The organism is Kocuria aegyptia, assembly GCF_039530085.1.
In the GTDB taxonomy this organism is placed as follows: Bacteria; Actinomycetota; Actinomycetes; order Actinomycetales; family Micrococcaceae; genus Kocuria; species Kocuria aegyptia.
Map to the genome: position 1 here is coordinate 75,717 of NZ_BAAAOA010000027.1, position 26,227 is coordinate 101,943.

The 26,227-nt window shown below is 74.0% G+C and carries 24 protein-coding genes and 1 pseudogene; 10 read left to right on the plus strand and 15 right to left on the minus strand.

The annotated features are described in order from the left end of the window. Positions 1-38: 38 nt before the first annotated feature. Together ABD220_RS11180 and ABD220_RS11185 are read right to left on the minus strand one after the other, a co-directional pair. Positions 39-806: an SDR family oxidoreductase gene (locus ABD220_RS11180; RefSeq protein WP_344122576.1), complete on the minus strand. Its 768-nt coding sequence runs from the start codon at positions 804-806 to the stop codon at positions 39-41. 8 nt (positions 807-814) lie between these two features. Next, positions 815-2,194, minus strand: coding sequence for a GntP family permease (locus ABD220_RS11185; RefSeq protein WP_344122578.1), 1,380 nt, complete (start codon positions 2,192-2,194; stop codon positions 815-817). 142 nt (positions 2,195-2,336) lie between these two features. Here ABD220_RS11185 and ABD220_RS11190 point away from each other — a divergent pair, with 142 nt between their 5' ends. Continuing rightward, positions 2,337-3,056, plus strand: a complete 720-nt coding sequence (locus ABD220_RS11190; RefSeq protein WP_344122579.1) for a FadR/GntR family transcriptional regulator — start codon at positions 2,337-2,339, stop codon at positions 3,054-3,056. A 168-nt stretch (positions 3,057-3,224) separates the two neighbouring features. Continuing rightward, positions 3,225-3,704 (plus strand): annotated as a pseudogene (locus ABD220_RS11195) (nucleoside deaminase). Between the two features lie 89 nt (positions 3,705-3,793). Here the strand turns inward: ABD220_RS11195 and ABD220_RS11200 are convergent. The 7 genes from ABD220_RS11200 to ABD220_RS11230 all read right to left on the minus strand — a co-directional run bounded on the left by ABD220_RS11200 (position 3,794) and on the right by ABD220_RS11230 (position 12,108). Next, complete coding sequence (locus ABD220_RS11200; protein ID WP_344122619.1) at positions 3,794-6,304, minus strand: excinuclease ABC subunit UvrA; 2,511 nt, start codon at positions 6,302-6,304, stop codon at positions 3,794-3,796. A 95-nt stretch (positions 6,305-6,399) separates the two neighbouring features. Beyond that, positions 6,400-7,230 (minus strand): FAD:protein FMN transferase, encoded by an 831-nt coding sequence (locus ABD220_RS11205; protein ID WP_344122581.1) that lies wholly within the window; start codon positions 7,228-7,230, stop codon positions 6,400-6,402. Between the two features lie 311 nt (positions 7,231-7,541). After that, a complete protein-coding gene (locus tag ABD220_RS11210; RefSeq protein ID WP_344122583.1) occupies positions 7,542-7,976 on the minus strand; it encodes a hypothetical protein in 435 nt (144 codons plus the stop codon). Between the two features lie 238 nt (positions 7,977-8,214). Next, a complete protein-coding gene (locus ABD220_RS11215; RefSeq protein WP_344122585.1) occupies positions 8,215-8,571 on the minus strand; it encodes a hypothetical protein in 357 nt (118 codons plus the stop codon). 325 nt (positions 8,572-8,896) lie between these two features. Next, the gene (locus ABD220_RS11220) at positions 8,897-9,160 is read right to left on the minus strand and encodes a hypothetical protein (RefSeq protein WP_344122586.1); all 264 of its coding nucleotides are present in this window, start codon (positions 9,158-9,160) and stop codon (positions 8,897-8,899) included. Positions 9,161-9,362: 202 nt separating this feature from the next. Further along, on the minus strand, positions 9,363-11,051 hold the full coding sequence (locus ABD220_RS11225) for an ATP-binding cassette domain-containing protein (RefSeq protein ID WP_344122588.1): 1,689 nt from the start codon (positions 11,049-11,051) through the stop codon (positions 9,363-9,365). A 292-nt stretch (positions 11,052-11,343) separates the two neighbouring features. Further along, positions 11,344-12,108: a Mut7-C RNAse domain-containing protein gene (locus tag ABD220_RS11230; protein ID WP_344122590.1), complete on the minus strand. Its 765-nt coding sequence runs from the start codon at positions 12,106-12,108 to the stop codon at positions 11,344-11,346. Between the two features lie 154 nt (positions 12,109-12,262). Between ABD220_RS11230 and ABD220_RS11235 the strand changes: the two genes are divergently transcribed. Beyond that, positions 12,263-13,222 (plus strand): AraC family transcriptional regulator, encoded by a 960-nt coding sequence (locus tag ABD220_RS11235; RefSeq protein ID WP_344122592.1) that lies wholly within the window; start codon positions 12,263-12,265, stop codon positions 13,220-13,222. Between the two features lie 5 nt (positions 13,223-13,227). Next, positions 13,228-14,202, plus strand: coding sequence for an AraC family transcriptional regulator (locus ABD220_RS11240; protein ID WP_344122594.1), 975 nt, complete (start codon positions 13,228-13,230; stop codon positions 14,200-14,202). Positions 14,203-14,318: 116 nt separating this feature from the next. Here ABD220_RS11240 and ABD220_RS11245 read toward each other — a convergent pair whose 3' ends face one another. After that, positions 14,319-15,014, minus strand: coding sequence for an SCO1664 family protein (locus ABD220_RS11245; RefSeq protein WP_344122596.1), 696 nt, complete (start codon positions 15,012-15,014; stop codon positions 14,319-14,321). A gap of 10 nt (positions 15,015-15,024) precedes the next feature. Continuing rightward, the gene (locus tag ABD220_RS11250; RefSeq protein WP_344122598.1) at positions 15,025-15,669 is read right to left on the minus strand and encodes an MSMEG_4193 family putative phosphomutase; all 645 of its coding nucleotides are present in this window, start codon (positions 15,667-15,669) and stop codon (positions 15,025-15,027) included. Positions 15,670-15,809: 140 nt separating this feature from the next. Here ABD220_RS11250 and ABD220_RS11255 point away from each other — a divergent pair, with 140 nt between their 5' ends. After that, complete coding sequence (locus ABD220_RS11255; RefSeq protein ID WP_344122600.1) at positions 15,810-17,222, plus strand: magnesium chelatase ATPase subunit I; 1,413 nt, start codon at positions 15,810-15,812, stop codon at positions 17,220-17,222. A 59-nt stretch (positions 17,223-17,281) separates the two neighbouring features. Further along, positions 17,282-19,276, plus strand: coding sequence for a vWA domain-containing protein (locus tag ABD220_RS11260; protein ID WP_344122602.1), 1,995 nt, complete (start codon positions 17,282-17,284; stop codon positions 19,274-19,276). Between the two features lie 56 nt (positions 19,277-19,332). Here ABD220_RS11260 and ABD220_RS11265 read toward each other — a convergent pair whose 3' ends face one another. Continuing rightward, on the minus strand, positions 19,333-19,980 hold the full coding sequence (locus ABD220_RS11265) for a hypothetical protein (protein WP_344122605.1): 648 nt from the start codon (positions 19,978-19,980) through the stop codon (positions 19,333-19,335). 115 nt (positions 19,981-20,095) lie between these two features. Continuing rightward, the gene (locus ABD220_RS11270) at positions 20,096-21,133 is read right to left on the minus strand and encodes a DUF808 domain-containing protein (RefSeq protein WP_344122607.1); all 1,038 of its coding nucleotides are present in this window, start codon (positions 21,131-21,133) and stop codon (positions 20,096-20,098) included. Between the two features lie 279 nt (positions 21,134-21,412). On the opposite strand from ABD220_RS11270, the gene ABD220_RS11275 reads away from it, so the two are divergent. Continuing rightward, positions 21,413-22,123 carry an alpha/beta hydrolase gene (locus ABD220_RS11275; RefSeq protein ID WP_344122609.1) on the plus strand — a complete coding sequence of 237 codons (711 nt, stop codon included), beginning with the start codon at positions 21,413-21,415 and terminating at the stop codon, positions 22,121-22,123. A gap of 115 nt (positions 22,124-22,238) precedes the next feature. Here the strand turns inward: ABD220_RS11275 and ABD220_RS11280 are convergent, their stop codons facing one another. Both ABD220_RS11280 and ABD220_RS11285 read right to left on the minus strand, forming a co-directional pair. Continuing rightward, positions 22,239-23,276: a zinc-binding dehydrogenase gene (locus tag ABD220_RS11280; protein ID WP_344122611.1), complete on the minus strand. Its 1,038-nt coding sequence runs from the start codon at positions 23,274-23,276 to the stop codon at positions 22,239-22,241. A gap of 37 nt (positions 23,277-23,313) precedes the next feature. After that, positions 23,314-23,691, minus strand: coding sequence for a TIR domain-containing protein (locus ABD220_RS11285; protein ID WP_344122613.1), 378 nt, complete (start codon positions 23,689-23,691; stop codon positions 23,314-23,316). 444 nt (positions 23,692-24,135) lie between these two features. Between ABD220_RS11285 and ABD220_RS11290 the strand changes: the two genes are divergently transcribed. The 3 genes from ABD220_RS11290 to ABD220_RS11300 all read left to right on the plus strand — a co-directional run bounded on the left by ABD220_RS11290 (position 24,136) and on the right by ABD220_RS11300 (position 26,048). Next, positions 24,136-24,855 (plus strand): GAF and ANTAR domain-containing protein, encoded by a 720-nt coding sequence (locus ABD220_RS11290; protein ID WP_344122615.1) that lies wholly within the window; start codon positions 24,136-24,138, stop codon positions 24,853-24,855. 53 nt (positions 24,856-24,908) lie between these two features. After that, the gene (locus tag ABD220_RS11295) at positions 24,909-25,235 is read left to right on the plus strand and encodes a hypothetical protein (protein ID WP_344122621.1); all 327 of its coding nucleotides are present in this window, start codon (positions 24,909-24,911) and stop codon (positions 25,233-25,235) included. A 78-nt stretch (positions 25,236-25,313) separates the two neighbouring features. Further along, positions 25,314-26,048, plus strand: coding sequence for an ANTAR domain-containing protein (locus ABD220_RS11300; protein WP_344122617.1), 735 nt, complete (start codon positions 25,314-25,316; stop codon positions 26,046-26,048). Positions 26,049-26,227: the final 179 nt, after the last annotated feature.

Genomic DNA, 26,227 nt, shown 5'->3' on the forward strand with positions numbered 1-26,227 from the left:
TCCTGGTGCGTGCGGGTCGGGCGGGGTGGTGCTGCGGGTCAGAGGACGGAGGTCATGCCGCCGTCGACCAGGACGTTGTGCCCCGAGACGAAGCTGGAGGCGTCCGAGCACAGGTAGACCAGCGTGCCCACGAGCTCCTCGACCTGTCCCCAGCGCCGGGCCGGGGTGCGCTCGACCACCCAGCGGTTGAACGTCTCGTCCTCGATCAGCGCCTGGTTCATCTCGGTGGCGAAGTACCCGGGCGAGATCGCGTTGACCTGGATGTTGTGCCGGGCGAGGTCCGCGGCCATCCCCTTGGTGAGCATGACCACCCCGCCCTTGGTGGCGGAGTACGGGGCGATGGTCTGCCGGGCGAGCACCGACTGCACGGAGCCGATGTTGACGATCTTGCCCGAGCCGCGCTCCTGCATGCCGGGGACCACGGCGCGGGACACGTGGAACACGCTCGAGAGGTTCGCCGCGACGATGTCCTCCCAGTCCTGGGCCGCGAACTCGGCGAAGGGGGCGCGGCGCTGGATCCCGGCGTTGTTCACCAGGATGTCCGGGACGCCGTGCTCGGCGAGGACCGCGTCGATCCCCGTCCGGACCGCCTCGGCGTCGGTGAGGTCGAAGGCCGCCGTGACCGGGGCCGTGCCCGTGCCGTCGGCGATCTCGTCGCGCACCCGGGCGAGGACCTCGGCGTCGCGCCCGTGCAGGACCACGCGGGCGCCCGCCTGGGCGAGTCCCGTGGCCAGGGCCCGCCCCAGCCCTCGGGAGGAGCCGGTGACGAGGGCGAGCCGGCCGGTGATGTCGAAGATGTTGCGCACTGGGGACCTCACGCGATGTAGAAGATGACGAGGACGATGGCGAAGCCGACGACGGACTCGAGAGCCTGCTGGACCGTCCAGGTCTTCAGCGTGGTCTTGACGTCCATGCCCATGAGCCGGCCCACGAGCCAGAACCCGGAGTCGTTGACGTGCCCGGCGAAGACCGAGCCGGCGGCGGTGGCCAGGACCACGGCCGCGACCTCCACGGAGTTGAAGCCGCCCGCGGCCACGGCCGGGGCCATGAGGCCGGCGGCGGTGACGAGGGCCACCGTGGCCGAGCCCTGGGCCAGGCGCAGGACCACGGCGATGATGTAGGCCGCGAAGATGACGGGCAGCCCGATGCCGTCCAGCGAGGACGCGAGGGCGTCGCCGATGCCCGAGGCGCGCAGGATGCCGCCGAACATGCCGCCGGCGCCGGTGATGAGGATGACGGAGGCGACCGGGCCCAGGGAGGAGTCGATGACCTTCTCCAGGGCGGTGCCGCGCTCGCCGCGGCGGGTGCCGAGGACGAACAGGGCCACGAGGACCGAGATCAGCAGGGCGACCGGGGACGCCCCGAGGGCGGAGAGCACCTGGAACCACTCGGCGTCCTCGGAGACCGCCCCGGCGGCGCGCAGGAAGTCCAGTCCGGTGTTCATGAAGATGAGCACGAGGGGCAGCAGCAGCAGGGCGATGATCGTGCCGACCCGCGGCGGGTTGGCGGGCTGGTCGGGATCGACGTCGCCGAAGAAGCCCGGGACGGGCAGGACGTACTTGGTGCCCACGCGCTTCCCCCACAGGTAGGCGGAGACGTACCAGAGCGGGAAGGCCAGCAGCAGGCCGATGAGCAGGACCATGCCGAGGTCGGCACCGTAGAGCTCGGTGGCGGCCACGGGACCGGGGTGCGGCGGCACGAAGACGTGCATGACCGAGAACGCGCCGGCGGCGGGGATGCCGTAGAGCAGTACGTTGTTGCCGCTCACGCGGCGGGCGACCGCGAAGATGATCGGCAGCATGACCACGAGGCCGGCGTCGAAGAAGATCGGGAAACCCATGATCAGGGAGGCGATGCCGAGCCCGAAGGGCGCGCGCTTCTCACCGAAGATGTCCACGAGCTTGTCGGCGAGCACCCGGGCGCCGCCGCTGTGCTCCACGAGCTTGCCGAGCATGGCGCCGAGACCGATGAGCAGGGCCACCGAGCCGAGCGTGCCGCCGAAGGCAGTGACCGCGGTGTCCACGATCATTCCCGTGGGGATGCCGGTGGCGAACGCCGTCAGCAGCGCCACGAGGATCAGGGTCAGGAAGGCGTGCAGCTTGAACTTGATCACCAGGACCAGGATCAGTGCGATGGCCGCTGCTGCGATCGCCAGCAGCGGCGCGGTGCCGAGGGTCTGTGTCCAGTCTTCCACTGCGTTTCTCCGTTGGTCTCGTGCCTGTGCGCAGGCCATGGGGTCTCGTCGTGAGCCACGACACACGATAGGCTGACAGAAAGATCATACTTTTGGCAACAGGGTCGGCGCGGCTGCGCCGCACATGACGGACGGAGCGCCGATGCACGGGGTGGAGCAGCACAGCGGGGTGCTGGACCGGCTCGGCGAGAGCATCGCCTCCGGAGCGCGGGCGCCGGGCACCGTCCTGACGCTCGCGGTCCTCGAGAAGGAGTTCGGGGTCTCCCGCACGCTCGTGCGGGAGGTGGTGCGCGTGCTCGAGTCCATGGGCATGGTGGAGGCCCGGCGGCGGGTCGGTGTCACCGTCCGTCCGCCGCGGGACTGGAACCCGTTCGACCCCCGGCTGATCCGGTGGCGGCTCGGCGGCCCGGGGCGGGACGAGCAGCTGCGGAGCCTCACGGAGCTGCGCACCGCGATCGAGCCCGTGGCAGCCCGCCTGGCCGCTGTCCGCGCCGACGAGTCCACCCGCCGGCGCCTGGTGGAGCTCGCCGCCCGGCTGCGGGAGCTCGGCGAGGCCCGCCGCGGCACGGATCCCGAGTACCTGCAGGTGGACACCGCCTACCACGCGCTGCTGCTGGAGGCGAGCGGCAATCCGATGCTCGCCGCCCTGCAGGGCGTGGTGGCCGAGGTGCTCTCCGGCCGCACGGCACTGGGGCTCATGCCCCGCTCCCCGGATCCCGGGGCGCTCGGGGACCACGTGGCCACGGCCGCCGCCGTCGCCTCCGGGGACGCGGCAGCGGCCGAGACCCGGGCGCGCGCCGTGGTGATGGAGGTGCTCGAAGGGGTCGTCGAGGGGACGGACGAACATGACGGCCGGCCCTGACGGGCGGCCGGGACGGCGCCGGTCCGACCGAGCGGACGGGGCCGGCCCGACGTGACCCGGCGGACGGGACCGGTCCGAGGCGGTGGGCGGAGTGCGGTGGGCGCTCCCGGGCAGATGTCCCGGGCCGGCCCGCGGGCTCCGGCGCGCCGCCGCCCGTAGGCTGGTCCCATGGGCATCTCGGAGACCGACCGCCGACACCTGCGACGCTGCGTGGAGCTCGCCCGCGAGGCCCTCGACGCCGGGGACGAGCCGTTCGGCTCGGTGCTCGTCTCGGCCCCGGGGGAGGTCCTGTTCGAGGACCGCAACCGGGTGGCCGGCGGTGACGCGACCCGGCACCCCGAGTTCGAGATCGCCCGATGGGCGGCCGCTCACCTGACCCCGGAGCAGCGCGCCGCGGCCACGGTCTACACCTCGGGCGAGCACTGCCCCATGTGCTCGGCCGCGCACGCCTAGGTGGGGCTGGGCCGCATCGTCCACGCCTCCTCGTCGGCGCAGCTCGGCCGGTGGTTGCACGAACTCGGCGCCCCGCCCGCCCCCGTCGCGGCGCTGCCGATCTCCCAGGTGGCCCCAGGGGTGCCCGTGGACGGCCCGTGCCCCGAGCTGGCTCCCGCGGTGCGCGAGCTGCACCGGAGGCGGTGGCGGGCCTGACGCGCGAGGTTGCGGCTGACGGCGACGCCGCCGTGCCGGGTCGCCGCCAGCCGCGACCTCGGCGCAGGGGGGAGCAGCGGGGGCGGGGATCAGGCCAGGGCGGCGGCCAGGTAGGGAGCCGTGCGGCTCGCCGGGCACGCGGCGACCTCGGCCGGGGTGCCCGCGCACACGATCCGCCCGCCGGCCGCACCGCCGGACGGTCCCATGTCGATCACCCAGTCCGAGGACGCCACCACGTCCATGGCGTGCTCGACCACCACCACGGTGTTGCCGGCGTCCACCAGCCGGTTCAGCTGGCGCAGCAGCAGCTGCACGTCCTGCGGGTGCAGTCCGGTGGTGGGCTCGTCCAGGAGGTACAGGGTGTGGCCGCGCCGGGCCCGCTGCAGCTCCGTGGCCAGCTTGATCCGCTGCGCCTCGCCCCCGGAGAGCTCGGTGGCCGGCTGACCGAGCCGCAGGTAGCCGAGCCCCACGTCGAGCAGGGTGCGCAGGCTGCGCGCGGCGGCCGGGACGTCCGCGAGGAACTCCGCGGCGGTCTCCACGCGCATGCCCAGGACGTCGGCGATGCTCCGGCCCCGGTGGGTGACCTCCAGCGTCTCGGGGTTGTAGCGGGCGCCCCGGCAGTCGGGGCAGGGCCCGTAGGTGCCGGGCAGGAACAGCAGCTCGACGGCCAGGAAGCCCTCGCCCTGGCACGTCTCGCACCGGCCGCCGGTCACGTTGAAGGAGAACCGCCCGGGCCCGTAGCCGCGGGCGCGGGCCTCGTCGGTGGCGGCGTAGAGCTTGCGGACCGCGTCGAACAGCCCCGTGTAGGTCGCCAGGTTGGAGCGCGGGGTCCGGCCGATGGGCCGCTGGTCCACCCGGATCAGCCGGTCCAGGTGCTCCAGGCCTTCGACTCCGCCCACCCGGGCCCCGGCGGCGAGCCCGGCGTCGCCCCCGGGTCCGGCGGACTCCGGGTCGGCGGGCTCCGGGGGCGCCTCGCCGTGCACGTGCCGGCCGACCGTCTCCGCCAGGACCTGGCTGACCAGCGTGGACTTGCCCGAGCCGGAGACCCCGGTGACAGCGGTGAGCACGCCCAGCGGGATCTCCGCGTCGAGGTCCACCAGGTTGTGGCGGGTGACCCCGCGCAGCCGCAGCCGCCGCTCGACCGGGCGGGGCGCACGCCCCGCCGCCGTCTCCCGGGACCCGTCCGGAGAGCCGTCCGGGGAGCTGTCCGGGAACAGGAACGGGCGCGTGGCGGACTCCGCCACGTCGGCCAGGCCGGGGACGGGCCCGCTGTACAGCACCGAGCCGCCGCGGTCCCCGGCCTGGGGTCCCACGTCCACGACCCAGTCGGAGCGCCGCACCACGGCCATGTCGTGCTCCACCACGAACACCGAGTTCCCGGAGGCCTTCAGCTCCTCGAGCACGGCCAGCAGCGGCTCGGCGTCGGCCGGGTGCAGGCCCGCCGAGGGCTCGTCCAGCACGTAGACCACGCCGAAGAGCCCGGAGCGCAGCTGGGTGGCGATCCGCAGCCGCTGCATCTCCCCCGGGGAGAGCGTGGGCGTGGACCGGTCCAGGCTCAGGTAGCCCAGGCCCAGGTCCAGGAGCACCTGCAGCCGGGCGAGCAGGTCCTTGGCGATGGTCACCGCGGCCTCGCTGCGCTCCCCCGAGGACACGGCCCGGGAGGCGGTGCCGGCGTGCTCGAGGGCGGCCGTGGGCCGGACCACCTCGGCCAGCTCGCCCAGCGACGCCCCGTTGAGCTCGGCGATGCTCCGGCCCGCGAAGGTCACGGCGAGCGCCTCGGGGCGCAGCCCGCTGCCGGCGCAACCGGGACAGGGCCCCGTGACCACGTACTGCAGCACGCGCTCGCGCATCTGCTGGCTCGCGGAGTCCGCCAGGGTGTGCAGGACGTAGCTCCTGGCGCTCCAGAACCGGCCCTTGTACGGCTTCGCCACCCGGTCCCGCTGCGGGGTGACCTCCACGACCGGCTGCTCCTCGGTGAACAGGATCCAGTCGCGCTCCTCCCGCGGCAGCTCGCGCCAGGGCACGTCGACGTCGTGGCCCAGGTGGCTCAGGATGTCGCGCAGGTTCTTGCCCTGCCAGGCCCCGGGCCACGCCGCGATGGCCCCGTCCCGGATGCTGAGCGCCGGGTCCGGGACCAGGGAGGACTCGGTGACGTCGTGCACGGTGCCCAGGCCTGAGCACCGGGGGCAGGCGCCGGCGGCGGTGTTGGGCGAGAAGGCGTCCGAGTCCAGGCTCCCGGCGGCCGAGTCCGGGTAGGTGCCCGCCCGGGAGTAGAGCATGCGCATCGAGTTGGACAGGGTGGTGAGGGTGCCCACCGTGGAGCGCGAGCTGGGCGCGCCGCGCCGCTGCTGCAGCGCGACGGCCGGCGGCAGCCCGGTGATCGCCTCCACCGCGGGATTGTGCCCCTGCTGGATCAGGCGCCGGGCGTAGGGCGCCACGGACTCGAGGTAGCGCCGCTGCGCCTCGGCGTAGATGGTACCGAAGGCCAGGGAGGACTTGCCGGACCCGGAGACCCCGGTGAAGGCGACGATCGCGTCGCGGGGGACGTCCACGTCCACGTGGCGCAGGTTGTGCTCGGAGGCTCCTCGGACCCGGACCATGCCGGTGCGGGCGATGTCGGGGACGGGGGCCGGGGCGGTGTCAGGGTGGGTGCTCACCGCCACCACCCTAGCCACCGGCGGGGCCGGGCGGGGACTCAGCGGGCGAGGTGGTGCTCCCGGCCGACCGACCACGCCGTGTCCGCGGGCGCCGGGTCCACGCTCCAGGCGGACCACTCGCCCAGGCCGGTGAACCAGCGGGCCCCGTCCCGGCCGGCGACCACGAGGGCCGTGGCGAGCACCCCGGCCAGGCGCGCGTCCGGGCCGACGACCGTCGCGGACCGGGCGCCCGTCGCGGGCCGGCCGGTGCGCGGGTCCACGATGTGCGCGGGGCGCTCGGTGGTGCCCGAGGTCGAGACCGCGCCGTTGCCGGGCAGCACCGTCCCGGTGACGGCGCCGGCATCGTCCGGGTGGCGGATCCCGACCGCCCAGGGCGTCCCGGGCGCGGCGGAGCCCCGGGTGACGACGTCCCCGCCCGCGTCCACGCAGACGTTCGCGCACCCGGCGCGGACCAGGTCGTCGGCGATCCGTTCCACGGCCCACGCCGTGACGTAGCCGGAGGGGTCGAAGCCGCCGCGCACCGCCCACGGGTCGAAGCAGCCGTCGGTCAGCTGCCGGGCCTCCCGGCAGCGCTGGAGCACGTCCAGCAGGGCGCCCTGGGCGGCGTCCCAGCGGCTGAGCCGGCGCTCGTCGAGCAGACCGGAGCGGAGCGCCGTCACGAGCGAGTCGGGGCGGTAGGTGGAGAAGACGGCGTCGACCCACCGCATGTTGGCCACGGCCGTGTCCAGCGCGTGCTGCACGGCGGGCCCAGGGGGCAGGCCCTCCTCGCCGGCGCGGACGTCGAGGGTCACGGAGGTGCCCCAGACCATCTCCCGGTGGCGGTGCCACCGGCCCTCGGGGCGGCGCAGCTCGACGGCGGGGGCACTCACAGTCCGGCCCTCTCCAGGAGCTCCCGGCAGACCGTGCGGTAGCCCTTCACGGCGGGGTCTGCGCGGCTCACGGCGTCGACCCGCGCCGGCTGCCTCGTGAGGGTCTCCTCGTGGAGGACGGGGACGGCGCGGTCGTCGAGCCACTGCGGGGGGCGTGGGGGGAGAGATGTGCGGTCGATGCTTTTGACTATAGAACTGGGGGTCCCGGTGGGCACTGGACTTTCGGGCAGTGTTGCTTTCGGGCTGTGTTCCCGGGGCGGAGACGTGGAGCGGCCCCGTCCCGCGCAGGGACGGGGCCGCTCGCGGCTGGCCTAGGCGGCCGGGTCCGGGTCCTCGTCACTGATCTGGATGACCTGCAGCGGCAGGTTCGTGCCCGTCCCGCAGAACTCCGTCTCGCACTCCTGGATGAATCCGGAGATCACTGCAGGCCCCTCGTCGAAGGCCATGTTGAAGGCCACGGCCTGGTAGTCCAGCTCGACCTCGCCACCCTCGCAGACCCACTGCTTGAAGTAGCTGCCGTTGGCGATCCGCCCCTCGGAGACCCGCTGGGTCACGTTGAGGGAGACGAAGACGTTGCTCCCGGCCGTGCACGTGACCGTGTAGGTGCCCTGGACGGCCGCCCCCTCGGCGATCCGCGTGGCGTCGCTGATGTCGTAGATCTCCATCGCCTGCGCCGGTGCGGCGGCAACGAGACCGACTCCTGCCGCGAAGGCGGCGGCCGTGACTGCCCTGGTGGTTCTTCTCATGGTTCTGTCCCATCCGGTGGAGAAGCGAGGACCGCTTCGCGACTGGTGCCGGCCCGCGGCGCGTTCCCCCGAACGCCTCCCGAGCCCCGTGCTGGTGCAACGTCACCAACGTAAGCGCAGGTCAGGGCTCATTGGCCAACATGGGCGAAGATGACGGACACGATTCGGACACGGCGGCGGCGCGGACGCGGCGATCGCACCGGCCCGGAACGGGCCGCCGCTCAGAACGGGACGCCGCTCAGAACGCGTCGTCGATCGGCACCGGGCGGCCGTGCCGGTCGTAGTAGTAGACCCCCTGCGTCTCCGGCGCCTCGTCGGCGGGATCCTCCGGGCGGCCCGCCGGGAAGGGTCCGCCGTCCTGCCGGCCGCCGAGCCCGAGCACAGCGACGGACACGACCAGCAGCAGCGCCACCGTGACCAGGGGCCCTACCGGCACGGCGCGGACGAGGACGGCCAGGACCACGGTGAGGGCGAGGAGCAGCAGCAGGGCGCCCGTGGCCGCCGGCTCGAACGGACGGCGGGGATGCGCACTCCCCGGCTCGGCCGGGGAGCGGCCGGAGAGCCGGGGCAGCTCGGGAACGGCTGGAGTGGTCACGGCGGGCCTTTCGCGTGCGGCTCCCCCCGGCGGTACGGCAGCCAGGAGCGAGCGGCTCCGGAAGCGACCTCGACCGGAGTCCCCCGGTCGCTCCTGCAGGAGTTGGTTCCATCCTGGACCGTCCGCCGGCCCGGTGGCTGCCCACTCTTGTGGGGCTGACAGCCATCGGACAGCGCGGCCGGCCCGGATCGCCCGAGGACGGCGGCCGGGGGTGTGCGGGCGGACCCGGCTCAGGACCTGCGCACCGACCGCCCGGTGACCCGGCGGGGCGGACGGATCCCACCGCGAGCCCCCGGACGGCGCCGCCGGCCGGGGGCTCACCGGGTCAGCGCTCGCCCTCCTCGTGGTTCTCCTCCGCGGGGTGCTCGCCCTCTGTGGGGCCCTCACCCTGGGTCGTGGCGTTCTCCTCGATCGCGTCGGTGGCCTCGCCGCCGGCGGTCTCCTCGCCTCCGGCGGGGGCCTCCTGCTCCGTGCCCTCCTCGCCGCCGGTTCCGGAGTCGTCGCACCCCGCGAGCCCCAGGGCGGCGAAGGACAGGAACCCGGCCGCCAACATTTTCCGCCACCAGTTCCCGCCTGCAGCTGCAGACATGACTCCTCCTCCGTGGTTCTGCGTGGACCTCAAAGGTAAGCGCGCTTTCCATTTCGGGGCAAGAGCGGAGGACAGGATTGCCGGAACATGCTCAGGCCGATCTCGGGACGGCGCCGGCACGGACGGAAGATCGAGGCGTACGTGCGCGAGGACACCGCCGCCCCCGGCCCGCGGCGGCACCGTAGGCGGGCGTCGGGGGCGCTCAGTCCGCCCCGGACCGCACGGGGAGGACCCGGCCCCGCCAGCGCCGCCGGACCCACCGGTCGTGCGTGGCCAGCACCACCGTGCCCGGGTAGTCCTCCAGCGCCCGCTCGAGCTCCTCGGCCAGGGCCAGCGACAGGTGGTTGGTGGGCTCGTCCAGCAGCAGCAGCGGGGCGGGCTCCGCGACCAGGGCCGCGAGCGCGACCCTCCGGCGCTGGCCGGGGGAGAGCTCGCCGAGGGGGCGGGAGGCGTCGCCGTCGCGCAGCAGGCCCAGCTCCGCCAGCGTCGGGGCGCGGTCCCCGGCGCGCAGCCGGGAGCGGAAGGCCGCCTCGGCCGGGCACGACAGGTCCGGCCAGGAGTCGTCCTGGGCCAGGCGGCCGACGGCGACGGAGCCCTGCCGCTCCACGGCCCCGCCGTTGGGACGCAGCTCCCCCGCCAGCACGGCGAGCAGCGTCGACTTCCCGCTGCCGTTCGGACCCTCGACCAGCAGCCGGTCACCGGCGCGCAGCTCGAGGTCGGTCGGCGCCAGGCGTCCGGCGACCCGCGCCCCGCTCAGCCGGACCAGCGGGAGGTCGGCGTCGATCGCGGGCTCCGCGCCCCGGTCGAACCCCGCGAAGCTCAGGGGTTCCGGCGGGGCGCCCACCGCGGTCCGCTCGAGCGCGTCCAGCCGGTGTCGGGCCGAGCGCACCCGGCCGCCGACGGTCTTGGCGGCGCGGTCGCTGTAGAACTTCCGGGTGATCCGTCCCTCCGACTTCGGGGCCGTGGTGTGGAAGATCTCCCGGCCGGAGACCTCGGCGATCTCCTGCAGCCGCTCCCGCTCCTGACCCTGGGCGGCGAAGCGCTCGGCCCAGCGGCGGCGGGCGAGCTCCCGCTGCGCGAGGTGGGCGCTGTAGCCACCCGTGGAGGAGGTGCCCTGCCGGGGCGGTCCGCCCGCGGACTCGTCGGGACCCATGGCGGGGTCGAGGTCGACCACCCCGGTGGCCACCTCGTCCAGGAACCAGCGGTCGTGACTGGCCAGGAGCACCGGGCCCCGCCAGCCGGCCAGCTCGTCGGCGAGGAAGTCGACGGCGTCGTCGTCGAGGTGGTTCGTCGGCTCGTCGAGCAGCAGTGCCGTGGGGCGGGCCAGCAGCAGCGCCGCGAGCGCGAGCCGGCGGCGCTGCCCGCCGGACAGCTCCCCGACCGCCCGGCTCCTCGGCAGCCGGGCCAGGCCCATCCCGCCCAGGACCGTCTCGATGCGGGCCTCGAGGGCCCACAGCCCGTGGCGCTCCGCGTCCCGGAGCACGGTGTCGTAGGCGTCCGCCGTCGCGGCGTCGTCGGGAGCCTCGGCGATGCCGGCGGCGAGCGCGGTGAGCCGGTGCTCCAGGGCGCGGACCTCCACGACGGCCTGCTCGACGACCTGGGCCAGGGTGGTGGTGGCGGGGAGCTCCAACTCCTGGCGGAGCAGCCCGGTTCGCTCCGGGCGGCGCACCGTGCCGGTGCCCGGCACCAGGAGGCCGGCGGCCACGTGCAGCAGGGTGGTCTTGCCGGCGCCGTTCTCCCCGATCAGGCCGATGCGCTCGCTGGTGGCGACGGTCAGCGACACGTCGGTGAGGACCCGGCGGCCGGGGTGGCTGACGCCGATGCCGTCCAGGCGCAGGTGGGCGGAGCGGTGCGGGGCGGCGGTCGCCGCCGAGGACGCGGTGGAGGTCACGGTGGAGTCCTGTCGATGCGGGAGGTCGGGCCCACCGGGCGAGTGCGGCACCGGATGCGCGGAGCCCCCTGGGCTCGGATCGACGGTGCCGGCCGCGGACGCGGGCCGGGGCATCAGGACAGGAACATGACCACCAAGCTACGCCCGCGCCCGCCCTCCGGCAAGGGCTCCGGCAAGGGCTCCGGCAAGGGCTCCGGCAAGGGCTCCGGAGCGCAGCACGCATCCGGGGCCGCCCCCCCGGACGAAGGCCTCGGCGGACGGCCCCGGGCTCCCGCCGCGGACACCGCCCCGCTCACGACCGCGGGCGGCCCGGCCCGTCCGGGTCCGCCGCCAGCACCTGCTCGGCGCGGGCGACGACGGCGTCCAGGCGCCCGGCGTGGGCTCCGCGCCAGTACGCCCGGCCGCAGCCCGTGCACCGGGAGAACTCCCGGTAGGCCCGGCGGGTGCGCGGCAGCAGCTGGTCGGCGACGTCCTCCGCGCTCGCTGCGGCGAGCGGGGCGCCGCAGCGCAGGCACCGCGTCCACGGCGCCAGGGGCGGGGCGAAGCGCTCCAGGACGTCGGCCAGCTGCTCGTCGGCGTCCCCGCCGCGCACGAGGGCGCCCTCCGGCAGGGCGCCGCGGTGCAGCAGGCCCCGGTCCTCGGTCAGCAGCACCCGCTGTTCCCGGGCGGCCCGCTCCACGAGGTGGGCGTCCTCGGCGTCGGGCTCCCACGCGGCGTCGAGCCCCAACAGGCGGAGCCGGCGGGCGAGGGGACGCAGGTGGACGTCCAGCAGGAAGCGTGGCGGCGTGTGCCGGGTGGGCTGGGGCCGCTGACGGGGACGGACGCCCAGCACGGGGGCCGTGCCGGGGGGCGACCCGGCGGTGGGACGGGCCTCCAGTCCCACGGGACGCCCGTCGAGGCGCAGCGGGCCGACCTCGGTCGGCGGGATGCCGACCATGCGCACCACGTGACCGACCGTGTCCGTGCCGGGCACGTCCACCGTGAAGCGCGGGCTCCGGCGTCGCGGCGACAGCAGGAACCACAGGACGGGGTCGACCTCCAGGACCAGGTGCGGCACTCTCCCAGGATGCCGCACTCCCCGCCCGCCGTCACCGGCCGTGCTCCCGGGTCAGCGGGGCGCTGCTCCCCGTGGCCCGGCCTGGCACGCCCCCGGCCCCGGGCGGGCCGGCCCACGGTCGACTCCGTCCGCGGTCGGGCGTAATCTGCGGACCATGGACTCCCAGGTGCAGCGGTCCCACTTCGCCACCCGAGACCTGGCCGAAGGCATCGCGGTGCTCGACGAGGTCTACGCCCTCCGGGGAGTGCGCCGGTCCCCGGAGGGCGATTTCGACATGACCCTGGCCACCACCGGGATCGGGCCCGTGGCTTACGAGCGCGTGCGGTTGATGGGCTCCTCGTGCACCGGCAGGGCGGACGGCGCGGGCGTCCTGCGGGTGTGCCACGTGACGGCGGGCACTCTGAGCGCCACCAGCGCCGGGGACCGCTTTCCCCGCTCCGGGCCCTTCCTGTTCCCGCAGCGCACCTTCAGCACCTGGTGGGAGGACCTCGAGGCGACCACCGTGTCCCTGGACCCCTCGGCGGTGCAGGACCACGCCCGGCTGCTGCTGGGGAACGAGAGCTTCCGGCTGGAGTTCACGGGGACCCACCCGGTGTCGCCGGCCATGATCCAGTACTGGCGGGGGACGGTCTCCCACCTGGCCCGAGACCTCCTGCCCGACGACCGGGCGATGAGCAGCCCCCTGATCCGGTCCGAGGCCGCCCGATCCCTCGTCACCGCCCTGCTCCACACCTTTCCGGGCTCCTTCCTGGACCGCCAGGAAACGGCTCCCGGGCAGTCCCGCCCGGCTCCGGCCGGGGTGCGGCGGGCCGTCGCCTTCATCGAGGAGCACATGGCCGCCGACATCGGCCCGGCCGACATCGCCGCGGCCGCCAGGATGAGCGTGCGCGGGCTCCAGGCGGCCTTCCGCCGGGAACTGGGGACCACCCCGACCGCCTATCTGCGCGCCCTCCGGCTCGACGCCGCCCACCGGGAGCTGCTGGCGGCCGACCCCACCACCGGATCGACCGTGGAGGCGGTCGCGGCGCGCTGGGGCTTCGCCCACCGCGGACGCTTCGCCGCCGCCTACCGGGACCGGCACGGGCAGTCCCCGGCCACCACCCTGCGGAGCTGACCGGAATGCCCCACGAGACGCAGACGCCGCCGGAGACGCCGCTCCACCTGCACGTGGCGACCACCGACCCTGAGGTGGCCAACGAAGCGCTGCAGCAGATCTACACCAGTGCGCGGATGGGCACGGTCGAGGACCGGTCGTCCTTCCTCTACCGCCAGGACGTCCGGGGCGATCCCGACCTCAATCTGGGCCGGCTCACCTTCCGCGGGAGCATCGCCGGCCGGATGGTGCTCGACGAGATCTTCTCGGTGGTCCTGCCGCGCGCGGGGGGCGTCGACTGGAGCATCGACGGCCGGATGGGCACCGGGCTCGGGGTGTTCCTGCTGCAGCCGGAGCAGGAGTACTACGGCGAGGTGGACCAGCTGCTGGTCGACTCGGTCAACATCGGCCGGGACACGCTGCAGGAGACCGCCCGGACGGTCTACGGGGACGAGACGCTCGAGGTCGCCTTCCACGACCCGCGCCCGCGCTCCCCCGCGCGGGAGAGGCACTGGAGGAGCACCTTCGCGTTCGTGCAGCAGGTCCTCGCCGACCCCGAGGTCGCCTCCGTCCCCCTGCTGCGCGCCGATCTGCGGCGGCGGATGTCGGTCGCGACCCTGGAGGCGTTCGCCTTCACCGGGGAACCCGGGGCCCGGCGGGCGTCGACCGCCGGGCAGCACACGGCCTACCGGCGCGCCGTCGAGTTCCTGCACGCCGCCGCGTCCTCGCCGATCACGGTGGAGAACGTCGCCCGCCACGCGGAGGTGAGCACCGTGGAGCTCAACCGGGCCTTCCGCTCCCACGCCGGGACCACGCCCGCCGCCTATCTGCGCGAGCTGCGGTTGGTGGCCGCCCACGACGACCTGGTGCTGGGCGATCCGGCCCGCGGCGACACCGTGCGCAGCATCGCCCTGCGCTGGGGCATGGCCCACCCCGGCGAGTTCGCCCGCCGCCACCGGCAGGCCTACGGCGAGAACCCGTCCACCACCCTGCGCCGCTGAGCACTGCGCCGGGCCGCCGCCGCTAGGCGGTGCCGCCCGACGGTGCCGCGGCCGCCGGGGCGCCGCCGTGGTCGGCCGCACCCGTGGTCCGCGGGTGCGGGGCGTGCGGCTCGCGGTCAGAGCAGCGGCCAGGGGATCCGGCGGCCGGTGACGTCGACCGGCAGGACCGCCTCGTCGAGCAGCCGGCGCACCCGGCGCCGCAGCGCGGCCACCTCCGTGGCGTCGAGGAGCTCGGCGAGCTCGTCCGGGACGTCGTCGGCCAGCGGCGCGATGTCCCGGAGCAGGTCCTCGGGGACGGGTTCGCCGGAGAAGTCCCAGACGACCGTCCGCAGCTTGAACGCCGCCGCGAAGCACAGACCGTGGTCGATCCCCCAGATCCGGCCGTCGGCGCCCCGCAGCACGTGGCCGCCCTTGCGGTCGGCGTTGTTGGCCACCAGGTCGAACAGCGCGATCCGGCGCAAGGCGTCGTGGGTGTCGGGCGCGGCGTCGTAGAGGGTGAAGTAGTGCTGCAGCGGGTCGTGCTCGACGAACCGCTGCAGGGACCCCGGGCCGCACGGGCCGTCCTGCCGCAGGACGGTGGGCGGGACGAGACCCCAGCCCAGGTGCTCGCTCAGCACGTACGCGGCGCGCTCCCGCCGGTGCAGGCCCGGACGGAAGTCGATCAGCGGCCGCTCGCCCTCGAGGGGCTTGTAGATCCCCCAGACCGTCTCCTGCTCGAGGGTGACCTCGACGAGCAGCGCCGAGTTGCTGCTCTCCCGGATCAGTCCGAGGAGCTCCATCCGGCCCTCCGTCAGGAGTACGAGCTCGCTCATCAGCGTCCGCTCACGACGCCCTCAGGCCGGCCAGCGGCTCGCCGGTGGAGTTCACCGTGAGCACGACCGGCGCCTGCCCCGGCGGGTACGAGACCGCCGAGACCGAGCACGGGTCGACCACGATGCGCTGGAACAGGTCCAGGTGCGTGCCCAGGGCGTGGGCGAGCGCCGCCTTGATGGGGTCGGCGTGCGAGAAGCACACCACCACACCGCCCTCGTGGGCGGCGCGCACCCGGTCCACGGCGCCCACCGTGCGCGCCTGCATCTCGGGGAAGCTCTCGCCGCCGGGGAACCGGAAGGTCGAGGGCGCCCGCTGCACGGTCGACCAGGCCTTGAGCCGGGAGAGGCGCGAGAGCTCCGCGCCGGTCCACTCCCCGAAGTCGCACTCGAGCAGCCCGGGCTCCACCACGGCCTCCCGGCCGGTCCGGGCCTCGGTCGGCGCCGCGGTCTCGCGCGTGCGCTCGAGCGGGGACGTGTACACCGCGTCCACGCGCACCCCCGCGAGCCGCTCCGCCACCCGGTCCGCCTGTGCCCGGCCGCGCTCGGACAGGTGCAGGCCGGGGGCCCGCCCGGGCAGGACCTTGCCCGTGGTGGGGGTCTCCCCGTGCCGCACGAGCAGGACGAGGGTGCTCCGTGGTGTCTTGCGAGTGACCATGATGCACCAGCGTACTGGCGGGGACCCCACGGCCACAGGGGCAGCCGTCGGACAAGGTCGGGCGCCGTCGGGCACCGCCCTCGACGCCGCCGGGGCACTGCGCACGGACGCCCTCTTGACGCCGGGGTTAAGTTGGCGCTGTGACTGATCGCAACGATCACCCTGACATCCGCACGCTCGGCGAGCTCCGCGCCGCCGGCGTCGCCCACCGGACGCTGCGCGAGGAGATCCGCGAGAACCTCCTGCGCACCCTGGCCGAGGGCGGTGACCCCTGGCCGGGCCTGCACGGGCTCGGGCGCACGGTCCTGCCCCAGCTCGAGCGGGCCCTGCTCGCCGGCCACGACGTCGTGCTGCTGGGCGAGCGCGGCCAGGGCAAGACCCGCCTGCTGCGCACCCTCGCCGGCCTGCTCGACGAGTGGTCCCCCGCCATCGAGGGGTCGGAGCTCAACGAGCACCCCCTGGAGCCGCTGACCGAGGCGTCGCGGCGCCGGATCCTGCTCGAGGGCGACGAGCTGCCCGTGGTCTGGCGGCACCGCTCGGAGCGTTACGTCGAGAAGCTCGCCACCCCGGACACGTCCGTGGCGGACCTCATCGGGGACGTCGACCCGATGCGCGTCGCCGAGGGCCGCCGGCTCGGGGACCCGGAGACCATCCACTACGGGCTCGTGCCCCGATCGCACCGCGGGATCGTGGCGATCAACGAGCTGCCCGATCTCGCCGAGCGCATCCAGGTGGCCATGCTCAACGTCATGGAGGAGCGCGACATCCAGATCCGCGGCTACGTCCTGCGGCTGCCGCTGGACGTGCTCGTGGTGGCCACGGCCAACCCCGAGGACTACACGAACCGCGGCCGGATCATCACGCCGCTCAAGGACCGGTTCGGCGCCGAGATCCGCACCCACTACCCGCTCGAGCTCGAGGACGAGATCGCCGTGATCCGCCAGGAGGCCGAGCTGATCGCCGAGGTCCCGGAGACGATCCTCGAGACCCTGGCCCGGTTCACCCGCCTGTTGCGGGAGTCCTCCGCGGTGGACCAGCGCTCGGGGGTGTCGGCGCGCTTCGCCATCGCCGGCGCGGAGACGGTCGCGGCGGCGGCGCTGCGGCGCGCCACCATCCGGGGCGAGGACGAGGCCGTCGCGCGGATGGTGGACATGGAGACGGCCACCGACGTCCTGGCCGGCAAGATCGAGTTCGAGTCCGGCGAGGAGGGCCGCGAGCGAGTGGTCCTCGACCACCTGCTCCGCCGGGCGACCGCCGAGACCGTCCGCGGCCGCTTCCGCGGCCTCGACCTCGGGCCGGTCGTGGAGGCCTTCGACGGCCGCACGACCGTGTCCACCGGCGACGACGTCTCCGCCCACGACTTCCTCGCCGCGCTCCCCGAGCTGACGAGGGACGACGACGGGGCCGCGACCGCCTACGACGAGATCGCGGCACGCCTCGGGGCGACCACCCCGGGGCAGCGGGCCAGCGCGATCGAACTGGCCCTCGAGGGCCTCTACCTGGCCCAGAAGATCTCCAAGGACGCCGACGCGGCCGGCACCGTCTACGGCTGACCGCACGGCCCGGCCCCAGCACCCGCACCGGGACACAGAGAAGACACAGAGGGGGCATCATGCCCGCACACCACCGGTCCTCGAGGTACGGCCGGTACACCGGAGGACCCGATCCGCTGGCCCCGCCGGTCGACCTGTCCGAGGCGCTCGAGGCCGTCTCCGAGGACGTCATGGCCGGGTACTCGCCGGAGCACGCGCTGCGCGAGTTCCTCCGGCGGGGCGGCCGCGGCCGCGACGGCCTGGACGACCTGTCCCGGCGCGTGCAGCAGCGGCGGCGCGAGCTCCTGAAGCGCCACAGCCTCGGCGGCACGCTCGAGGAGGCGAAGAAGCTGCTGGAGAAGGCGCTGCGCCTGGAGCGCGAGCAGTTCCTGCGGGACGCCCGGATGGACCCGATGGACCGCTCCTTCCGGGAGCTGCAGCTCGACGGCCTGCCGAGCTCCACGGCCGCCGCCGTCAACGAGCTCGCGTCCTACGACTGGCAGTCCCCGTCCGCGCGGGAGGCGTACGAGCAGATCAAGGACCTCCTCGGCCGCGAGCTGCTCGACCAGCGCTTCGCCGGCATGAAGCAGGCCCTGGAGAACGCCACGGACGCCGACCGGGAGGCCGTGGCGGAGATGCTCCGGGACCTCAACGAGCTGCTGGAGAAGCATGGGCGGGGCGAGGACACCGACGAGGACTTCCAGGACTTCATGGCCAAGCACGGGGACTACTTCCCCGAGAACCCGCAGTCGGTCGAGGAGCTGATCGACGCCATGGCCCAGCGCGCCGCGGCGGCGCGGCGGATGCTGAACTCGATGTCCCCGGAGCAGCGCCAGGAGCTGATGCAGCTCTCCGCCCAGGCGTTCGGGTCCCCCGAGCTCATGGACCAGCTGGGGCAGCTCGACGCCAACCTGCAGGCGCTGCGCCCCGGTGAGAACTGGGGCGGGTCGGAGGACTTCGAGGGCCAGGAGGGCCTGGGGCTCGGCGACGGCACGGGCGTGCTCCAGGACATCGCCGAGCTCGACGTGCTCGCCGAGCAGCTGGCACAGCACCACCGGGGCGCCAACCTGGACGACATGGACCTCGACGCGCTCGCGCGCCAGCTGGGCGAGGACGCCGCCGTATCGGCCCGGACCCTCTCCGAGCTGGAGCGGGCGATGCGGGACAGCGGATACCTGCAGCGCGGCGCCGACGGGGACCTGCGGCTCTCCCCCCGGGCCGTACGGCGGATCGGCCAGGCACTGATGCGGGATGCCGCGCAGAACCTGTCCTCCCGCACCGGTCAGCGCGACACCCGCCTCGCCGGAGCGGCCGGCGAGCCATCGGGCGCCACCCGGGAGTGGCAGTTCGGGGACGCCGAGCCGTGGGACGTCACCCGCACCGTGACCAACGCGATCCGGCGCACGGCCGCCGAGGGCGGCGACGCCCGGCGGGGGCTGCGCCTCGACGTCCGCGACATCGAGGTGGCGGAGACCGAGGCGCGCACGCAGGCCGCCGTCGCCCTGCTCGTGGACACCTCGTTCTCCATGGCCGCCGAGGGGCGCTGGGTGCCCATGAAGCGCACGGCGCTGGCGCTCCACCACCTCGTCTCCACCCGGTTCCGGGGTGACCAGCTGCAGATCGTCGCGTTCGGCCGCTACGCCCGCGCGCTGCCGGTCGACGAGCTCACCGGGCTGCCGCCGGTTCGGGAGCAGGGCACCAACCTGCACCACGCGCTGCTGCTCGCCACGCGGTTCTTCCGCAAGCACCCGTCGATGCAGCCCGTGCTGCTCGTGGTCACCGACGGGGAGCCCACGGCGCACCTGCTGCCCGACGGCGAGAGCTGGTTCTCCTGGCCCACGGAGCCGGAGACCCTGCGCGCCACGGTCGAGGAGCTCGACCGGCTGGGGCGCCTGGGGACGCAGGCGACGTTCTTCCGGCTCGGCGACGACCCGGGGCTCGAGCGGTTCCTGCGGCGGATGGCCGAGCGGATCGACGGGCGGGTGGTGGCGCCGGACCCCGGGGACCTGGGCTCCGCCGTCCTGCAGGAATACCTGGATGCGCGTGCGCAGGACGCCGGGGACGCCGACCGGTAAGGCGGCGTCCCTCACGGTCGTGACCGGGGGCGATCACGATGCCGGCCGGAGGTGCGTCACGTTTCCCGCCGCGCATCCCCGGCAACCGCGGATTCGACCCCAGAACGGGCGCCTGCGTCTTTCCACACCGTGTAGCCCACCCACGCGAGCCCGAGGCCGAACACGGGCATGCCGACGTAGAAACCCCACTCGGTGGTGACCGGTTCCGGCTCGAAGAAAGCACCGGTGACCATGTCGACTACGAGCGACCCGACCAGACCGACGAGCATGAGGACGCCCGAGGCCACCGGCAGCACCTTCGCCCTGACGACCCCGAGCGCGAACAGGATCACCCCGATCACGAAGGCGACGAAGCCGATCAGCCAGATCACCTCCACCAGGACAGGCCCCTCGTCGGGAACGTCACCCACGGCTTCCCACAGGAGGGATACGAGCCCGAGCAGGACCAGGGCGGCACCGCCGTAGCGGATCAGCACGGCGCCCCAAGTCCCGAGCGCACCGTCGGCCGGCGCCTGGTACCGGTGGACGCCGGGTATCCCGTAGATCAGACCCAGGAAGCCGATCAGCACGGCGATCCACAGCCCGTCGAGGACCGCGCTCCCTGCCGCCCCGATGATGATGGCGATGCCCGCGATCAGGACCGCGAGACCCGAGCTCTTGTTCCGTGTTCGTGGAGTGTTGGTGGTGGAGTTGGTGGTGTCCATGACCCTGCCCCTTAGACTCGAGTCTCCCCGATGTCAACGATAGGCTCGGCATGCCCCGCACTCCATGGACCCCGCGGCCCCGGTCGCAACTATCGCGTCCGTGACGCAGGAACGCTCAGACCTCGGGGCGGCGGTGCGGCGGCGCCCCTTGCTTGCCGTGGGGCTCGTCGGTGGTCTGCGCGTCGTCCTTCCCGTGGGCGGCCTGCTCGGCGCCGTGCTCGCCCTTGCCGAAGGGCAGCAGTTCCCACACCAGCACCAGGACGGCGCCCCAGGCCAGGCCCAGGACCGCGGAGAAGAAGGTGTTCGTGAGCCAGGCGAGCGCCGCGCCGAGACCGCCGGGCACGGCGTCGTGCACGAGGGACTCGACGTGGTGGACGGCCTCGTACGGCGCGTGCCAGCCCAGCTCGTCCAGACCGACGAGGATGATGTGCCCGCCCACCCAGAGCATGGCGGCGGTGCCCACGACCGAGATGACCGTGAGCAGCCCGGGCATGCCCTTGACCAGGCCGTGGCCGATCTTCTGCGTGGTCGGGGAGGACCGGCCGGCCAGGTGCAGACCGAGGTCGTCCATCCGGATGATCAGGGCCACCACCCCGTAGACCAGGACGGTGATGCCGACGGCCACGACCACCAGGATGGCCGCCCGCGAGAGCAGCGGCTCACCGGCCACCTCGTTGAGGGAGATGACCATGATCTCGGCCGAGAGGATCAGGTCGGTGCGCACTGCGCCGCCGACCATCGTGTCCTCCGCGGTCTTGCCCTTCTCGACCACCGGGGTCTTGGTCTTGGCACCGTGGCCCGAGACCTTCGACCAGATCTTCTCGGCGCCCTCGAAGCACAGGTAGCTGCCGCCGACCATGAGGATCGGGGTGAGCAGCCACGGCGCGAACTGACTCAGCAGCAGTATGACCGGGAGGATGAAGATCAGCTTGTTGCGCAGCGAGCCCTTGGTGATGCGCCAGATGATGGGCAGTTCGCGCACCGGGGAGACGTCCTGGACGTACTGCGGGGTCACGGCGGTGTCGTCGACGACGACGCCGGCGGCCTTCATGCTCGCCCGGCCCGCGGCCGCGCCGATGTCGTCCACGGAGGCGGCGGTGACACGGGCCAGGGCGGCGACGTCGTCCAGCAGGGCCATCAGACCGCCGCTCATCGGAGGACCTCCGGCGCGGTCTCAACAGGGGCGGGCGGAGCCGCGGTGGTGATCAGCATGATGACAGAGTAGAGCTTCGGACGCCCGGACGCTCCCGTACGGGAGGAACGGGCACCGATGTCTTGTCGTTCCGCGGAGCCGGTGCTGCTCTCCCGGTGGCCGGGGTCGCTCCGGCGCGGGGCCGGCCACCGCCGGTCAGGGAGCACGGACCGGGAAGCACCGACCAGGAAGCACCGACAACAAGGACAGACCAGGAAGCACCGACCAGGAGGCACGCGCATGAACCCTGTTCCCCCGGCCGCCGGGGCCGCGAGCGCGGAACCGCCCGCGACGTCGCCCGCTCCGCACGTCGTCGTCCTCCCCGGTGGCGGCTACGCCCGGCACGCGGACCACGAGGGCGAGCCGGTGGCCGAGTGGCTGCGTGCCCTCGGCCTCTCCGCCGGCGTCCTCCGCTATCCCGTGCGCGCCAGGCACCCCGCCCCCGTGGACGCGGTGCGCGCCGAGGTGCGCCGGGTCAGGGCGGCCGGGGCCCGGCGGGTCGTCCTGCTGGGCTTCTCCGCCGGCGGGCACCTGGCCGGGCACACCGCGCTCGCCGCACCGGCCTCGGAGCCCGAACGGGTCGACGCCGTGGTTCTCGGCTACCCGGTGGTGTCCATGCAGCTCGACTCGCACCGGGGGTCGCAGGAGGAGCTGCTGGGCCCGGACCCCTCGGCCGAGCTGCGGGCGGCCACGTCCCTCGACCGGTTGGTGACCCGGGCCGCTCCGCCCTTCTTCGTGTGGCACACCGCCGACGACGCGTCCGTGCCGGTGGAGCACTCCTACCTGCTGGCCCAGGCGCTGGCGCGCCACGGCGTGCCCCACGCCCTGCACGTCTTTCCCCGCGGACCGCACGGTCTGGGGCTGGCCGCCGGCACCGGGGCGCCCGCGTCCTGGCCGGCGCTGTGCGCCGCGTGGCTGGCCGGTCTCAGCGGTCCGTCCGTGGCCCCCTGACGACGGCCCCGGGCGAGGCGCTGGAGGGCCCTGCTCTGTGCAGCGATGAGCTGCACCGGTCCTCGGCACCGTTCCCTCGCCCGGCCCGGGGCCCGTACGGGAACCGTAGCCGCGGCTACAGCGCAGGATCGATCATGGTCATGCCGGCGACCGTCGCGGCGTCGAACACCGGAAGCAGCGCCGCCGCCTCGTCGAGCCCGATGGTGCGTTCGATGAGCCTCTGGGGCTGCAGAACCCCCTGCTCGATCAGCGACATCATGGCCGGATAGTCGGCCGCCGCCATGCCGTGGCTGCCGAGCACGTCGAGCTCCCAGCCGATGACCCGCGCCATGGGCACCCGCGGGTGGCCCTCGACGGGCGGCAGCAGGCCGATCTGGACGTGCCGCCCGCGTCGGCGAAGGCTCAGGACGGCATCCGTGCAGGTCTGCTCGTGGCCCACGGCGTCGACGGCGACGTGGCTGCCACCGCCGGTGAGCTCGGCCACGGCCCCCGGGATGTCGGCCCCGTCCGCGCGCAGCGTGTGCTCCGCCCCGAGCTCGCCGGCGACGGCGAGCGCCTCCGGGCTGCGGTCGACCGCGATCACCCGCCCGCCCAGGGCCCGGGCGATCATCACCGCGCTGAGCCCCACTCCGCCGGCCCCGACCACGGTCACCCACTCTCCCTCGGTGACGCGCGCCCGGTCGGCCAGGGCCCGGTACGCCGTGGCGAACCGGCACCCCAACCCCGCGGCGGTGGCGAAGTCGACGTGCTCGGGGACGGCCACGAGGTTCGTGTCGGCGCCGTGCAGGGCGACGTACTCGGCGAAGGATCCCCAGTGGGTGAAACCCGGCTGCTCCTGCTGGGGGCAGACCTGCGCGTTCCCGGACCGGCACCAGCCGCACCGGCCGCAGCCGCAGACGAACGGGACGGTCACCCGGTCGCCGGTCCTCCACCGGCGCACGCCGGCGCCCACCGCGACGACCACCCCGGCCAGCTCGTGCCCGGGGACGTGGGGCAGCACGATCTCGTCGTGTCCCGCCCAGGCGTGCCAGTCGCTGCGGCACAACCCCGTGGCCATCACCTGGACGACCACGCCGTGCGGCGGTGCCGTGGGCTCGGGCACATCACGGACCTCGGGCTGACCCCGGACAGCATCGACGACCACGGCACGCATGCCCCCTACTCTCCCACGCCCGGGCGGCGCCGGTGGGTCAGAGCCGGTCGAGGAAGTCCCCGATGTTCTCCCACGTCCACGACTCGCAGCGCGCCGGGCCCATCTCGTCCGGCTTCCACCGGTGCTCGCTCTCCACCCACAGGCCGAGCAACGGCTTGCCCTCGGTCACGGCGCACCGGATCTGCCACAGTGCCGCGGCCGAGGCCGGTGTGGATCCGCCGATCAGCGCGATCACCCCGTCACAGTCGCGGATCCGCTCCCGCACGTGTTTCTTCCACTCCTCCGGGCACGTCCCGTCACCGAGTGCATCCAGAAAGCGGGCCTGGTCCCCTGCCCGGGCCCACTGGGTGGTGAACAGGTCCCGGAACAACTCGTCCTGCTCCGCGAAAGCCAGAAAAACCGTCTTCGGCGCCATTGCCGTCAACTCCCCTACACATCGAACACGCGTGCCAATGGGAGCCACCCTATGGTCCAGGGCCGTCCGGCGGCCTGCCCCGAGCAACATGCCTTAACGAACCACCCCGGCAGGAGGGCACCACGGGCACCGCTCCTGCCGGGGTCCCGGTGACACCGACGGCCGGCGGCCGGTGACGCCACCGCCGCTGCCGGCAGCACGCTCGGCGGACCCGCAGCGCGCCGTCACGCCCCCGCAGCGACGCCCCGGGCGGGGGATCCTGCGAGGTGGCGTCACGGCGGTCGCCGGACGGTTCCGCAGGTCGACGGCAGACCACCCGACCTGCGCAACAGGCAGTAGACTGATCGGCAAGAGGGAGTCGTTAAGACGAAGCGCTTTCTTCGCTGACGGTCGCGGCAGCGACCGTCGTGTCATCCCGACCACCCCTGCTGAACGGCGCACACCATGTTCCCTGACCCCTCCTCCGGTGGGACCTCTCCCGGCGAGCTGACCACCGTCTTCGCCCAGCTGCACGGGATGCTCCTGAGCCAGGACGATGCCGATGCCGCGGTGCGACAACTGGCCCGGGTGGCGCAACAGATGATCCCGGGCGCGACCGGTGCCGGGGTGTCCCTGCTGGACGAGGACGGCAGCCGCACCTCCACCGCGTCCACCGACCCGGCCGTCGAGGCCGCCGATGCCCTGCAGTACGAGCTGGGAACCGGCCCGTGCCTGAGCGCATGGGCCACCGGCCAGACCCAGTGGGTCGAGGACACCGCCGTCGATCCCCGGTGGGCGTCCTGGTCGTCGGCGGCGGCGGAGGCGGGGATCCGCTCGGTGCTGAGCGCTCCCCTGATCCACCGGGGCCGCGCCCTGGGGGCGTTGAAGATCTACGCCACCACCCCTTCCGCCTTCGGGGACGCGGAACAGCAGCGGCTGGGCCTGCTGGCCGATGCCGCGGCGACCCTGCTGAGCTCCGCCCAGCCGGTGGAGGCCCCGGTGCGCCTGAGCGAGTCGCTGAGAGCCGCGCTGGCCTCGCGGGAGACCGTCGCCCTGGCCACCGGGGTGCTGATGGCCCGGGAGCACCTCGCTCCCGAGGCCGCCCGATCGGTGCTGCTCGAGAGGGCACGGGCCCAGGGCCGGCACCTGGCCCAGGTGGCCGTCGATGTACTGGAAGCCGCGTAGGGCGGCAATGGGACACACAGGGACGACCAGGAGGTGCGCAGGTGGTGACGCCGATGGATGACGGGGCCGTGGGTCGCGAGCAGGCCCGCCGACTGCGGATCACGATGATGGCCGCCGGGATCGACCGGGCACGATTGTGGCTGTACTACTTCGGCATCGGCGGGGAGGTCAGCGAGTTCGAGGTCGACGCCTACCTGCACCAGTCCTTGACCCTGCCCGCGCTGCAGCGGGACCTGCTCGCCCAGGCAGCCAACGAGATCCTCATCGACCTGGCCCCGCCCAAGGCGCCCTACACGGCCGACCTGGCCGAGGGGCACACCTCCCCGGCCCAGGGCGGGGAGGTGCACGACCGCGAGGACCCGGGGACACCCCGCTGCTGAGGGCCAGGACCTCCAGCACCCGGACGCCCTCCGGCACAGCGTCGGGGTGCTCATCGAAGCGAGACGAAGGAGTCGACCATGAGCGAGCACGGAACCGGTGGCCCCGCCGGGGCGGAGCTCCAGGAGCTGTTGCTGGCCTCCGAGGACATCAGCGGGTTCCTCGACGCCTTCACCACCACCATCGCCCAGGCGCTGTCCGCCGACGGGGAGGAGGTGTGGTGCGCCGTGACCCTGCTGCGCCCTCGGCGCTCCATCACCGTGGCCTCCTCCAGCCCGCAGGCCGAGGCCCTGGACGAGATCCAGTACCACTACGGCGACGGCCCGTGCCTGACGGCCGCCCGGGAGCACCGGGTGGTCTACCTGCGGGACACCCGCACCGATCCGCGATGGCCGGCCTACGGGCGCGCCGCCGCCGAGAACGGGATCCTCTCGGCGTTGGGGGTGCCCTTAGACCTCGGTGGGGAGGCCAGGGCGGGCCTGAACGTCTACGCCGACGTCCCGGACGCCTTCGACCAGGCGGTGCTGGAGGTCGTCGAGCGCCAGGTGGCGGAGGCCTCCGCCGTCCTGCGCCTGGCCGTGCGCCTGGCCCGCCACCGCGACGTCGAGGCCGATCTGCGGACCGCGATGGAATCCCGGACTACCATCGACCTGGCCGTGGGGATCATCATGGGCCAGAACCGCTGCAGCCAGGAAAAAGCGTTCGAGATCCTGAGGGCGGCCTCCAGCCACCGCAACGTGAAGCTGCGCGACCTGGCCGCCGAGCTCGTCGGGACGGTCGGCCGGGGCCCGGCCACCACCCACTTCGACGGCTGACGGGGAGTCAGATCCCACGTCATTTGATCAGCAAGCTTCCATTTTTCCGCGTCAATCACTAGCGTGGGAGGCAGAGCCGGTGACGGAGGACGCGGTGTCCCGCGCCACCGCCGGTCAGTGCACTCGATGACGGAGGTCAGCATGTTCACGCACAGCCAGACGCTTCAGTACCGGGCCAC